This window comes from Klebsiella sp. CSG-1, assembly GCF_056521145.1.
Window position 1 is genome coordinate 1 of sequence record NZ_JBWNLD010000023.1, and the last position, 12460, is coordinate 12460.

At 50.0% G+C, this 12460-nt stretch carries 20 protein-coding genes; 15 read left to right on the top strand and 5 right to left on the bottom strand.

The genetic code is table 11. The annotated features are described in order from the left end of the window. Nucleotides 1-44: 44 nt before the first annotated feature. From AC007G_RS27430 to rdgC, 4 genes are all read right to left on the bottom strand, one after another. Complete coding sequence (locus AC007G_RS27430; protein WP_479466739.1) at nucleotides 45-179, bottom strand: hypothetical protein; 135 nt, start codon at nucleotides 177-179, stop codon at nucleotides 45-47. Nucleotides 180-181: 2 nt separating this feature from the next. Next, nucleotides 182-997, bottom strand: a complete 816-nt coding sequence (locus AC007G_RS27435; RefSeq protein ID WP_479466740.1) for a ParB/RepB/Spo0J family partition protein — start codon at nucleotides 995-997, stop codon at nucleotides 182-184. Continuing rightward, nucleotides 997-1296, bottom strand: coding sequence for a hypothetical protein (locus tag AC007G_RS27440; RefSeq protein WP_479466741.1), 300 nt, complete (start codon nucleotides 1294-1296; stop codon nucleotides 997-999). The genes AC007G_RS27435 and AC007G_RS27440 overlap by 1 nt, the downstream gene beginning before the upstream one ends. Nucleotides 1297-1381: 85 nt before the next feature. After that, nucleotides 1382-2305 carry a recombination-associated protein RdgC gene (gene rdgC / locus AC007G_RS27445; protein WP_479466742.1) on the bottom strand — a complete coding sequence of 308 codons (924 nt, stop codon included), beginning with the start codon at nucleotides 2303-2305 and terminating at the stop codon, nucleotides 1382-1384. A 508-nt stretch (nucleotides 2306-2813) separates the two neighbouring features. On the opposite strand from rdgC, the gene AC007G_RS27450 reads away from it, so the two are divergent. Beyond that, on the top strand, nucleotides 2814-3329 hold the full coding sequence (locus AC007G_RS27450; RefSeq protein ID WP_025714629.1) for a hypothetical protein: 516 nt from the start codon (nucleotides 2814-2816) through the stop codon (nucleotides 3327-3329). Between the two features lie 237 nt (nucleotides 3330-3566). Here the strand turns inward: AC007G_RS27450 and AC007G_RS27455 are convergent, their stop codons facing one another. After that, nucleotides 3567-4199 (bottom strand): LexA family protein, encoded by a 633-nt coding sequence (locus AC007G_RS27455; protein WP_032717829.1) that lies wholly within the window; start codon nucleotides 4197-4199, stop codon nucleotides 3567-3569. 100 nt (nucleotides 4200-4299) lie between these two features. Here AC007G_RS27455 and AC007G_RS27460 point away from each other — a divergent pair, with 100 nt between their 5' ends. From AC007G_RS27460 to AC007G_RS27525, 14 genes are all read left to right on the top strand, one after another. Beyond that, nucleotides 4300-4497, top strand: coding sequence for a Cro/CI family transcriptional regulator (locus AC007G_RS27460; RefSeq protein ID WP_032717828.1), 198 nt, complete (start codon nucleotides 4300-4302; stop codon nucleotides 4495-4497). A gap of 34 nt (nucleotides 4498-4531) precedes the next feature. Beyond that, nucleotides 4532-4684 carry a hypothetical protein gene (locus tag AC007G_RS27465; protein ID WP_155269522.1) on the top strand — a complete coding sequence of 51 codons (153 nt, stop codon included), beginning with the start codon at nucleotides 4532-4534 and terminating at the stop codon, nucleotides 4682-4684. 79 nt (nucleotides 4685-4763) lie between these two features. After that, a complete protein-coding gene (locus AC007G_RS27470) occupies nucleotides 4764-5219 on the top strand; it encodes a YmfL family putative regulatory protein (protein WP_096904777.1) in 456 nt (151 codons plus the stop codon). A gap of 237 nt (nucleotides 5220-5456) precedes the next feature. After that, nucleotides 5457-5669, top strand: a complete 213-nt coding sequence (locus AC007G_RS27475) for a DUF4222 domain-containing protein (RefSeq protein WP_071988525.1) — start codon at nucleotides 5457-5459, stop codon at nucleotides 5667-5669. Beyond that, on the top strand, nucleotides 5626-6537 hold the full coding sequence (locus AC007G_RS27480) for a conserved phage C-terminal domain-containing protein (protein ID WP_065806520.1): 912 nt from the start codon (nucleotides 5626-5628) through the stop codon (nucleotides 6535-6537). The genes AC007G_RS27475 and AC007G_RS27480 overlap by 44 nt, the downstream gene beginning before the upstream one ends. Further along, entirely contained in the window at nucleotides 6534-7343 is an 810-nt protein-coding gene (locus AC007G_RS27485; protein ID WP_326007576.1) for a DNA adenine methylase, read from the top strand. The genes AC007G_RS27480 and AC007G_RS27485 overlap by 4 nt, the downstream gene beginning before the upstream one ends. Before the next feature lie 9 nt (nucleotides 7344-7352). Then, a complete protein-coding gene (locus AC007G_RS27490; RefSeq protein WP_064159787.1) occupies nucleotides 7353-7742 on the top strand; it encodes a RusA family crossover junction endodeoxyribonuclease in 390 nt (129 codons plus the stop codon). Between the two features lie 14 nt (nucleotides 7743-7756). Beyond that, the gene (locus AC007G_RS27495) at nucleotides 7757-8443 is read left to right on the top strand and encodes a phage antirepressor KilAC domain-containing protein (protein ID WP_065806522.1); all 687 of its coding nucleotides are present in this window, start codon (nucleotides 7757-7759) and stop codon (nucleotides 8441-8443) included. Then, on the top strand, nucleotides 8440-9420 hold the full coding sequence (locus AC007G_RS27500; RefSeq protein WP_326007574.1) for a DUF968 domain-containing protein: 981 nt from the start codon (nucleotides 8440-8442) through the stop codon (nucleotides 9418-9420). The genes AC007G_RS27495 and AC007G_RS27500 overlap by 4 nt, the downstream gene beginning before the upstream one ends. A 13-nt stretch (nucleotides 9421-9433) precedes the next feature. Then, nucleotides 9434-10012 (top strand): DUF1133 family protein, encoded by a 579-nt coding sequence (locus AC007G_RS27505; protein ID WP_479466743.1) that lies wholly within the window; start codon nucleotides 9434-9436, stop codon nucleotides 10010-10012. Nucleotides 10013-10169: 157 nt separating this feature from the next. Further along, nucleotides 10170-10361 (top strand): DprA-like winged helix domain-containing protein, encoded by a 192-nt coding sequence (locus tag AC007G_RS27510; RefSeq protein WP_096904782.1) that lies wholly within the window; start codon nucleotides 10170-10172, stop codon nucleotides 10359-10361. A gap of 148 nt (nucleotides 10362-10509) precedes the next feature. After that, nucleotides 10510-11562, top strand: coding sequence for a DNA-methyltransferase (locus tag AC007G_RS27515; RefSeq protein WP_096904783.1), 1053 nt, complete (start codon nucleotides 10510-10512; stop codon nucleotides 11560-11562). 147 nt (nucleotides 11563-11709) lie between these two features. Further along, the gene (locus AC007G_RS27520) at nucleotides 11710-12105 is read left to right on the top strand and encodes a phage holin family protein (protein WP_023282495.1); all 396 of its coding nucleotides are present in this window, start codon (nucleotides 11710-11712) and stop codon (nucleotides 12103-12105) included. Continuing rightward, nucleotides 12092-12373 (top strand): phage holin family protein, encoded by a 282-nt coding sequence (locus tag AC007G_RS27525; RefSeq protein ID WP_135728971.1) that lies wholly within the window; start codon nucleotides 12092-12094, stop codon nucleotides 12371-12373. Before AC007G_RS27520 ends, AC007G_RS27525 begins: the two co-directional genes overlap by 14 nt. Nucleotides 12374-12460 lie beyond the last annotated feature (87 nt).

The following is a 12460-nucleotide window of genomic DNA, read 5'->3' on the forward strand; positions in this document are numbered from 1 at the left end:
TTTCTCGATAGTTGCCAGTGCTGCTGTTAATTCGTCTTCGTTTTTCATGCTACCCACCACTCAATAATCAGACAGATACCGACAGTGATAACGATGACCACCACCAGGCAGATCAAATCGGCAAACACAGCAAACCGGCGCAGGGTGTATTTGCTGTAGTTCTCAGAATCAAAATCCATAATCACCCCCGGTTAGCCGCAATGGTTTTTTGTTCTTCTACGATTTGCAGCACTTCAGCCAGGGCAAACCCTTCCAGCGAAATGGTGCCGTTAGGGTCAACACCGGCGAGAGTGATCAGCTCAACCAGACGGCGGGCTTTCTTGACGCTGATTTCCGGGGCAATGAGAGATCTGGTGACTTTTTTCTTGCCAGCTGCAGCAGCGGTGGCTTTGTCCTTTTCCAGAACTTTACCGGCGTTATCGCCATGCTCTTTCACACGGTCAACAGCGACATCAACGGAAACCTCACCTGACGTAACGCTTAACTGGACGTCATGGTTAGCAGTCGATAGCGTCAGCAGTTTTTCGACGGTAGGAACGGATTTATGAACCAGCCTTGCGATCTCGCTGGTGGTCAGGTTAAAGACTGACGACAACTCTTTAACAACGGCGGCTTGCTCGACGTGCGAAAGAGACAGCTGGTTATTCGAGGTCATAACGCGAGCAAGTCGGTCAACGTCATTACCGACGAACGGTACTATGTGCAGACGGTCAACTGGCTTACCGGCTTCACGGCACCGCATATAGCAACGTTGGCGGCGATGGCCTTCAACAATCCAAACACCACCTTCATCACGAATAGAAACTTCGATGGGAGGGACCACTCCGCCATTCATCAGGAAGTGAAAAAAGTCGTCATCAGCCAGGCGAGTGCGCTCATCGTCTTCACGCTTGTTAAAGCCTGGTTTAACGTGGATATCGTCAATGCTGATAAACATCCCACTATCAGATCGTTTGATCTGACCGCTTTTAATCATCTGCTTGAAGGAATTAGCCATCAGAAAGCCTCCGCATCGCTGGTGGATGAGGAAGAGATATTTTTTAAATCGCGCATGGCTTCGATTACATGCATATTGCTGCGGGTTTTGGTTTGCCGCTCAACAATGCGATCGCACTTTTTAGCCCAGGAGATAACGTCATCTTTAAGAGCATCACGTTCCTGACGGGTCTGTCTGAGTGCAACAGTCGAAACATCGATCATGGATGCGAGGTCTTTAAGAAGTTGTGAAGTAGCAGGAGGCGTTGTTTTAGCTGCCTCAAAGGCATCTTTAATTAACTGCTGTGCTGTTTTTGCCATTATGTTTTTCTCCAACTGACGCGCTGCAACGCGCTTTAGGGTGCAGCAACCCAACCCACTGGAGTGGGTTAGATGCCTGGGTAATTTATCGCTTAGCTTCGCCGCCGAGGGCTTTGGTCAAATCAGATATCAGGGTGCTCATTTCACCTGTCATAAGGATAAAATCAGCGTCAAATCGCTGGGCCACATCTTCACGGTCGATATCATCATTCTGCGAAGTGAGTTCGTCTGTACATTTAATCCGCTTGATAGAGACATCATCTGACAGTGTCAGACGGATTCGTTCCTGCCAGTCGAGGTGTAGCTTAGTAACCACCTTTCCGGCCTCCAGATGAACATGGATTTCATCACTGACAAGATCCTGTTTTTTGAAGCGTCCGATACCACCGGCATCAAGAATAGCCTTGAGCTCTGCTTCATCACCCAGTAAGAAGCCAGATGGAGCATTCCCGCTGCGGACCCATTCGGTCATGGACAATTCAGCCGGGGTTTCGACTGTAAGTGGAACAACGGGAAGCGAACCGAGAGTTTTACGTAATAGGGCTAATGCGTTTTCTGCCCGGCGAGCGCTAGACGAATCAACGACAATCAGATTATCAACGGTGTTAACCCATATCTGGATAATGGTATTACGCGAGAAAGCGCGAGGAAGAAGGCCATGTAAAACCTCGTCACGCAAAGAATCCTTCTCTGTTTTTTTGAGCTTGCGGGACTGCTCTGACTCCAGCTTAGTAATTTTTTTATTCAGCTCATCAGCGATTGTCTCGCGCGGAATTATTTTCTCTTCCCGGCGAATGATCAGTAATAGTTGGCCGCTCACGAAATGGAAAAGCTGATCAGAATGGATGCCAAGCGGCGGCACCCAGCCAGATTTAGCCATGTCCTGGCTGCCGCAAGGGGAGAAACGGAACGGTTCTAATTTTTCGGCCAGTTCGGCGATGGTGTTTTCATCAACGATACTCACGTCCCGCGACAACCGGTAAATCAGAGCATTTTTAAAAAAGGTCATAATGAATCCTCGGTCCGCCACTGCAATGGCTTCAGGTTAATAATCTCCACACAACACAGGAGAGCACCTGCGGCTGCAAATCCGCCCGAGTGGATTGGGTTATGGGCCCGTCACTAGGTGGTGCTCTCGTGTCTTGTGTAAAAAGGGCGGTACCAGAACTGCCACCAGAAACCACCTGGTACCGCCAAGACTACACACAGCACAGTTAACAAGGTTGTGGCGGTGGTGCCTCCACCTGCCGGGGTAAGCCATAACCGGCGACGTTACACTTCCAGGAAACCCATTCATCAACCTGGCTGGACTCGCCGCGTGCGCATAGCCGCAATTACCACAACTGGAAGCGCACTCTTTCAGTAACAAACCAGTCCCCACGACCGATGGAAGATGGAATGCGCTTTCATGTTGTGTGCCTGCTTTTACCCACATCAGGCGAGGTGGATCCTGGTTATTCCCCAACAACAAGGATTCGGGTAATCTGGATGACTCTGGTCTAATTGGTTGAAATAAAGTGGAACTACTTTCTTTAAGGAATATGCTTTTATCTTTGGCATTGATACTTCCGATGGCGTCAAACGCTTCTGATGCTTCAGACCAACCAAGCAGCAGTCTAAGTGATGGCGTTGAAACCTTTTCAATTGCCTGCTTTGGTATGCCTCAACAGACAACTATCGATATGGATGCATGCTTAGGGGCTCAATTGACTCAGGTTGAATGGGTTAAGGACAAGTACCTGGTAACAGCCCAAAATCGTTTAAAACAAGACAATAAAGATGACCCTCAGCATCTACAGGAACTGACCACTGCTTTTGAGGCTGAAAATAAAGCATGGACTGATTTAATCGAGAGAGCTTCGGCGTCAGTGAAAGTTGATTATGCCGGCGGCACGATCGTTGGTTCGGAAGTTACAACACGCAAAATTGGTCTGTATGAATTACAAGTGCATGATATCTGGGAGCACTGGTTGCGATTTGAGGATTCAACACCTCCACTTTTACCAGAACCCAAGTTCAAATCTGACCAATAGTCATCCAGATTGTTAAAGAGCTAAGCGTCCTACGGGGCGCTTTTTTCATATCTGCGAATCATCCCGGTCTTCGTATGCCCCGGGCGGCTACTTCGTGGGCGTCCTGCCTGTTCGCTACTGATGAATAATATTAGACATCTTACATTTTGAGTCAAGTTGTATTAGTAAGTAATCTTACTTTTTATTGATTGGCACAAAAAAACCCGCTGGCTGCGGGCCTCGATTTGGAGGGGAATGTTAGAGGTCTATGATGATTTGCTTAACAATACCGATAAGGTTTGTATCTTGGCTAACCTCAATAGGCTTAAACGAAGGATTCAATGGGATCAGGTAGGAAAATGGTGGGTCGATTGCTAGCTTTTTCAGGGTCGCCTCACCTCCTGCGACTGTTTGCGCCACCACTATTTTCCCATTTGCCTCATCAACAAAACCGTATTCTGGCTCAACGATTACTATCGACCCATCTGGAATGCTAAGTTCATGATTCGACGTCATTGAATGGCCTTTTACTCTAAGAGCGAATGCCGATTCTGAAAGTTTTCGAGTCGTTTTAACGAGCTCATTCCCTGGATTTCCAATCACTTCAGTCCAATTCCCAGCCTGAACCCAGGAGATAACTGGCACCTCTCTGGTTGAGATGAGATTGATATTAATACCATTTTCAATATCTCCATTACCGAAAACCAACCATTCCGGCGAGCATTGAAGGCATTTACATACCAGTATCAGATTTTCACCAGATAACTTGGTTACATCGCTCTCCCATTGGGTGACTGCAGACGCGCTGACGCCAGCCCACTCAGCTATATCTCGCTGCGTAAGTTTCTTTTGCTTACGTCTAAATCTCAGTCTGCTGCCAACGGTATCCATATGTTCTCCTCGGATTGCACGTTAGCAATCTTACATTTAATTGACGTAAGCATGCTGTCCATATACGATGTAAGAATGCTAACTTTTAAGGAGGTGGTACATGTTAAAAACTCAGGTCGTCGAATACTACGGCGGCATTTCTAAAACCGCCATTGCATTAGGGGTTACCCATAGCGCGGTGTGTCAATGGGGAAATGTGATCCCTCAAAAACAGGCATTTGTTATTGAAAGAATCACAAATGGCAAGCTCAAGTACGACGCAAATCTCTACCTAAAGTCTACAGACCACGCCTCTTAACCGTAACTACAAACCGAATTTCAAAGGGGTAGGTATGAACCCGGAACAATTCATTAAAAACAATGTTGTTAAGGCGCTGCTGACTGATGGTTATTCAGCAGAACAGGCTGAGCAGGGGGGGGGTAGAGGCTATTTCGTACTACCGGCGCTCATCGAAGCCGACAACCAAACGCAGGAACATCTTTGATGACTGCCTGGACCAGGCCAGAACGATTCTCAAGTACGGCAAAAAGAAAGGCACCAGGACAAAAGGGGCTCTGATTTAAATGACAAATCTGAAAGAAGTCGTAAAGGCGATGTGCAAAGCCTACCAGGGTGGTCGCGAAGCAATGGCTGGCGCGCTGGGGATGTCTATCACCCAATTCAATAACAACCTCTACGAGAAGAACGGCTGTCGTTTCTTCGAAGTATCTGAGCTGGAAGCGATGGAAGACATTTCCAACACGTCGCTACTGGCTGACTACTTCGCCCGCCGTCGCGGCGCTCTGCTGGTGGATGTGCCGCACCTGGAAGAACTGGATCGCGTGGACTTGTTTAGTCGCGCAATGCGTACCTCAGCAGCCAGAGGGCAGGTGGATCAGATTATCGAACAGGCGCTTGAAGACGGGGTTATCGAAAGACATGAAGCTGAAGAAATCATGGTGCATCACCGCCGCCATCTGGCAGCACGTGAAGAAGAAATCGCGGCAATTATCGCGTTGTTTGCACGCAAAAAGAAGTGACGCCAGCGGGTTGCAGCCCCTGGCGTCGTGGCGTGTCGTTATCAGTGGAGATTACTAACGCATGAACAGTTTAACAACACAGTACCGCAGGTCGCAACTTATAGCGCGTCCGGTTCCTGGTGGAGCAGGTCCGGTGCAGTTCGTGTATGGGGTAAGAGTACCAGGCGGGTTTGAGCCTGTCTGCTACCAGTTTGCTCAGTGGGTGGTAGGGGACTTTAACGGCCAGGTGGGGAGCGTATGCGAGAACTTAACCGATGGTTCAGAGATCACTACGGTGTCCCGGTCCGGGTCATTCGCTGGGAGCCCCAGACACAACGCGTTATATACCTGCGCGAAGGGTACGAGCATGAGTGCTTCAGTCCCATCGAGCAGTTCAGAAGAAAATTCAGGGAAATAGAGGGGTCTTATGAGCCTGTTAATGCCATCAAGGCCGATAGTCATCAATCCTGACCTTGCGTACAGCATTGGCCTGAATGAAGCCATTGCGTTACAGCAGGTGAATTACTGGCTGAAGGAGACAACCTCCGGGCTGGAGCGTGACGGTGTGCGGTGGATCTATAACACCACAGAGCAGTGGCTGGAGCAGTTCCCGTTTTGGTCAGAGTCCACGCTGAAGCGCACATTCACCCGCCTGAAGAGCCTGGGCGTGCTCAAAATCGAGCAACTGAACAAGTCCCAGCGCGACATGACCAACTACTACACGATCAACTATGAGAGTGAGCTTTTAGATGAAGTCAAAGTGACTAAATCGAAGGGGTCAAAATGCGCTGTTCCATCAGGTCAAAATGACACGATGGAAGAGGTCAATGTGAAACGCTCCACCAGGTCAAAACGAACCGCTCTCATCGGGTCAAAACGACCTGATGATCCTACAGAGAATACAACAGAGAGTACTACAGAGAATAAAACCCCTTCTTGTCCGGTTGCACCGCAACCAGACGAGCCTGATCCGGCGTTTATCGTTCTGGATCATTTCAACCAGATGACTAACTCGAACTACGGGAAGGGCGGAAAGACCAAAACGACGCTGGGTTACATCCGTGGGCGACTTTCGGAGGATTACAGTCCTGAAGACCTGATGCTGGTGGTTGATTACCTGACCGAAAAATGGGCCAAAGATCCGAAGATGAGCGATTACCTGCGCCCGAAGACGCTGTTTGCCCCTGAGAACTGCGTTGAGTATTTCGATAAGGCGAAAAAGTGGGATACTGCTGGCCGTCCTGCCTGGGCTAACGGGAAATGGGTTAGCAATGATCAGGCGTTTAAATCGAGTTATGCGGAGGTGAATTACACGGTACCAGCGGGGTTCCGCTCATGAGCAAACCCTTCCTGAAATGGGCTGGTGGAAAATACACCCAACTGGCTGACCTGTTCCGGCTTATCCCGGAGGGAAAGCGACTGATCGAGCCTTTTGTGGGCGGTGGTTCCGTCTTCCTGAACAGCGACAAGCATGCGGATTTCCTGCTGGCTGACGTTAACCCGGACCTGATCAACCTGTATCAGATGCTGGCACTGGTTCCTGACGCGGTTGAAAACCATGCACGCTGGATGTTCGAACACATGGGGCACCCGGACGGATATGAACTGATTAAGAAAGAGTTCAATGCTCAGACCCTCAATACTACTGAACGCGCTGCTGCTTTCCTGTACCTGAACCGCCACTGCTTCAACGGTCTGATGCGATACAACCTGGCGCATCAGTTCAACGTTGGTTGGGGAAAATACAAGGCACCGTACTTCCCGTTCGAAGAGCTGAAGGCGTTCGCTGATATGGCGCATAACTGCGTATTCATGACCTCGGGACTCCGCCGGACCATTGACCTGGCCGGAGCGGGGGACGTGGTCTACTGCGATCCGCCTTATGAGCCGATGCCAGGAACTGCAGGATTTACCGCGTATGCCGCTGGGGGTTTTAACTGGGATGACCAGGTGTTACTGGCAAATCGTTGTGTAGCGGCCCATAAACGTGGCGCGCGGGTAGTCATTTCAAACTCATCAGCCCCGAAGGTCATCGACCTGTACCGGGAGCATGGTTTTAACCTGGGATTTATCAAAGCGCGTCGTTCGATCTCCTGCAGTGGCACCACGCGGGAAGTCGCTCGGGATGTCGTGGCAATCCTTTAAGGGGACTTCATGAAACTGACATTACCATTTCCACCAAGCGTAAACAGTTACTGGCGCGCTCCCAGCAAAGGACCGCTGAAGGGACGGCATATGGTTAGTGAGACTGGACGCAAGTTTCAGAAAGCAGCCAGAGCAGCAATCATCGAGCAGCTACGAGCCGTACCGCGACCATCAAGCGATTTGGCAGAGGTCCATATTGTTCTGTTCCCGCCGGATCAGCGCCGCCGTGATATCGACAACTACAACAAAGCGCTGTTCGATGCGCTTACACAAACCGGCGTCTGGGAGGACGACAGCCAGGTAAAACGCATGCTGGTTGAGTGGGGGCCGTTGACGAAGAAAGGGAAGGTTGAGATTACGATTAAGCGATTTGTTGCCCCGGCAGTTGCAGCTGCCTGACAAGTGGAGAGCGTATGAACCAGTTAACACCGAAAAATGTTGTCACGATGTCCAGCCGAGATATCGCCGATCTGGTTGAGTCGCGACATGATGATGTGAAGCGGTCGATTGAACGCCTGGCGGAGCGCGGGATTATTCAACTTCCGCCGATGGCGGATGTTAAAAACCACCTAAACCAGTCGGTGTCGGTCTACCTGGTAGGAAAGCGGGATAGCTATGTGGTTGTTGCGCAGTTATCCCCCGAGTTTACTGCTCGTCTGGTTGACCGCTGGCAGGAACTGGAGGCGGGGATCTCCCCGGCGATCCCGCAAACATTCTCTGCGGCTCTTAGGCTTGCAGCCGAGCTCGAAGAGGAAAAACAGCGTCTCTCGCATGAACTGGCTGTGGCGGCGCCCAAGGTGGACTTTGTAGATCGCTACTGTACGGCTAATGGGTCCATGTCATTTCGCCAGGTAGCAAAATTGCTGAGCGCAAAAGAGCCTGAGCTCCGCCTGTTTCTGATTGAGCGTGAAATAATGTACCGGTTAGGAGGTGTGTTAACTCCAATGGCCCAGCATATTGACGCTGGCAGGTTCGAAGTAAAAACAGGCACGTCGGCAACATCTAACCATGCATTCAGCCAGGCTCGATTTACTGCTAAAGGGGTCCGCTGGATCGGTGGACTGTGGACAGAATACAAAGCCGGGGGTAATGCCGCGTGAGAGCATTATTGACTCCTGAAATTGCGCCCCGCCTTGGGGTTGTCTTGTTTCGCCCTGGTGCTGACCTTCTGCCGCTCTTCAGGCGCGGAAGAGTATTGATTGAATCAGAACCTGAGAACTGCGCGCACTATGCTACCGGGGCCATTCCGCCCGCTCATCAGTCCCTGGCCGACGATCCGCTACTGCTGCCGGTATTTGAAAATCAGCAGGTCATTATTCGCGCTGGTGGACTAGGGGCGCTTGAAGCTGAGTTATCCCGTTCTTTCGAATGCCAGTATCCGCACGGCACCTGGCATAGCGAGAATTTTACCGAGCTGCGACACGAGCCTGGTAGCATTCGCTTGTGCTGGAGCTGCGACAACCTGGTGAGGGATCAGTTTACTCAGGAACTGGCAGGTATTGCACGCCGAAACCTGGTATCCTGGCTGATATCAGTAATACGCGCACAACTGGGATTCAATGAAGACCATTTACTGACAATACCCGAGCTGTGCTGGTGGCTGGTCATTAACGACCTGGCTCATGTAATACCGGAAGGTTTAGCCCATAAAGCTCTTCGCTTACCAGCCGTTCCGCATCAGTCGGTGATGAAGGAGAGTGATATTACTCCGGGGCCCGCGGCTAGTGAGGTAATACAGAAAAAGATTCTGGCTTTACGGGTTGATACGGAAACGCCTGAATCATTCATGCTGCGGCCAAAGCGTCGCCGCTGGGTAAACGAGCAATGGACGCGCTGGGTTAAGTCCCAGCTGTGTGTCTGCTGTAACAAGCAGGCAGACGACCCCCACCACCTGATAGGCCACGGACAAGGTGGGATGGGAACTAAAGCGCACGACTTGTTTGTGTTGCCGCTTTGCAGAGCGCACCACGACGAGTTGCACGCTGACACCGTGGCATTTGAACAGAAATACGGCTCACAACTGGAGCTGATATTTCGCTTCTTAGATCGTTCGCTGGCAATCGGCGTACTGGCGTAAGTGGAGACGCAAGATGATTAATCCCTCTGAAGTTGGCAAATCTGGCGAAATGGTTCGCCTTCGTACTCTTGAAAGCATCTGGATACAGGGAAAGCTGCGCATGTGGGGCCGCTGGTCATATATCGGCGGTGGTAGTGGCGGCAATATGTTTAATCAATTACTGGCATCCGGAAAGATAACTAAAACGGCTATCAATAAGGCCCTGCGCCGGATGAAAAAAACAGGGATTACTAAGCCTGAGTTAGAGGCTTACTTCCGGGAGATCCTCAGCGGTAAAAATAAAAGCGGCCTTGCGTTTTGCACTGATGACGAAGGTTTAAAAATTGACGGCGTGCTGGGTGCTGTCATCGTATCCCCAGGGCATAAAGCGCTGTATGACGTTCTGGTAGAGCGCTACCGCTTGCGCAAGAGCAAACGTCGCATCGCTGAGGAGTTGCAGGATAAACATCCTGAATGGTGTTTTATGACTTGTCGTCGGCGTGTCGATGCATGGTTAAGTCTTGCAGAATCGATGCTATACGCTCCAATGTGTGACGCGTTCGGCACAAATGGCGACAGATTTCACTTGCAAAGTGAGCCGGAAACTGCTTAAATTGTGATAGGCTCGGGACGTTAAAGCGAACTGAGCAGCAGTACAGCAAATCAAACCCTGCCTCGGCGGGGTTTTTTTATGTCTGTCGTAATTACTTCTTGCTGTCCTGGGTAACCAGAGTTATCAGTGTGTCATACCGAAATAAAAGGGGAAAGACATGCTAAATCAGCAGGATATGACGGAAAAGGCCCGTGCTGTTTTTAACACTTTAAGCAATGAACCAGCCACGGTTGGGGAGATTGCACAGAATACGCACCTGTCGCGCGAATGCTGCCAGTTGATACTGACGCAACTTCTGATGGCGGGTTTATCAGAATATGAGTTTGGATGTTACAAGCGCCCTCAGTAATGGGGGCTTTCTGCTGTGAAAATGGGCGGCTGGTGGGTGTTAGAGCACTCACCAGCCATTCGCTCATGTAGAAGGTCACAAGCGAACCAGGGCCCACTGCTTTAGCGCAAAAGCATAGTGAGCCTAACAGAGTTGCGCTTATCGATCTATGAAAAATACTGTAAAAATATCCAGTATTGAATTAATCAATGCTGATTGCCTGCAATACCTCCCAACACTACCTGATAATTCCATTGATCTGATTGTTACGGATCCGCCTTACTTTAAGGTGAAGCCAAACGGCTGGGACAACCAGTGGAAAGGGGACGAGGATTATTTACGCTGGCTTGATATGTGTCTGGCGCATTTCTGGCGAGTCCTAAAGCCGAACGGTAGCCTCTATCTGTTCTCCGGGCATCGTCTCGCTTCAGATATCGAAATCATGATGCGTAAACGGTTCAACGTTCTGAATCACATTATTTGGGCGAAACCTTCCGGGCGTTGGAATGGCTGCAATAAAGAGAGTCTACGGGCCTATTTCCCTGCAACAGAGCGTATTTTATTTGCTGAACACTATCAGGGGCCATACCAGCCAAAAGATGATGGTTACACGGGAAAAGGATGTGAACTTAAGCAGCACGTGATGACCCCTTTAATTTCCTATTTTCGCAATGCGCGCGATGTTCTGGGCATTACGTCAAAGCAAATAGCCGAAGCTACAGGGAAAAGGAATATGGTTTCCCACTGGTTCGGCATGAGCCAGTGGCAACTGCCGAACGAAACCGACTATTTAAAACTGCAGGCATTATTTTCCATGGTCGCAGTGGAAAAACAGAGGAAAAACGAACTTGCCCGTCACCACCATGAACTGGTGGCAACCTTGCATTTATTGAACCGGAAATATTCGGAATTGTTGGAGGATTACAAATCACTCCGGCGTCAATTTACCGTTTCATCTCTCGTACCCTATACGGATGTCTGGACGCATAAGCCGGTGCAATTCTATCCAGGCAAACACCCATGCGAAAAACCTGCCGATATGCTCCAGCAGATCATTGCCGCCAGTAGTAGGCCAGGGGATCTCATTGCCGACTTCTTCATGGGTTCCGGTTCAACGATTAAAGAAGCGCTCAAAGCTGGCCGTCGGGCCATTGGTGTTGAACTCGAAACTGAACGATTTATGCAGACGGTCAGCGAGATAGAAAAGATTAATAAAACATAAACGGTCACCACCTTCCCAACCGCTGTGGTGTCCACCCAATTCAGGCTTCGGGATTCACTACTTATCATCACTTTTACATAAGAGCCCGAAAGCCTGAACTTAATTCCCCTCGTTCTGAGAGGACCTACAGCAATAAGAGGGGACTTAATGTCTGATCCTTTAACTGGTACCGGTCTGATATTTGGAGGCGGGTTAATTGGTTCCGTCGTGTATGGCGTTATCACTCATACCGATTTTGGTGTGGTATTTGGTGCTTTCGGCGGAGCGGTGTTTTATGTGGCAACGACCGCAAACCTGACTCGGGGTAGGCAAATAGCTTACTTCATGACGTCGTTTATTGTCGGTGTCCTAGCCGCTGGACTTTTAGGCTCAAAATTTACTACCTGGACAGGCTATACAGACCGACCGCTAGACGCGCTTGGAGCGGTGGTGGCATCGGCTATCACAATCAAGGTCCTGACTTTCATTAACAGCCAGGACCTGAGTAGCCTGTTCGGATTACTTTCCCGATTAAGGGGAGGAGGTTCGAGTGGTAATAAATGATCCGGCTGCGCTGGCCAATGCGGTGATATGCGCCGTTATTGTCTGCGTATTGATGTTTTATCAACGTCGCGGTGCCAGGCATCGGCCAGGTATCTCCATTCTTGCTTACTTGCTGGTGTTGATTTACGCGAGCATTCCTTTTCAATTTATCTTCGGTCTTTACGTTCAGTCCCACTGGCTGGTGGTGCTGGCAAACGTGATGATATGCGCCGCCGTGCTGTGGGCACGGGGTAACGTGGCGCGTCTGGTCGATACACTGAGGCACTAATGAATCAAACACAATTTCAGAAGGCGGCTGTTATCAGCGCCGGGTTATCTACGCGCTGACACTGGCAGGGAAAAAACAAGGTGTAAA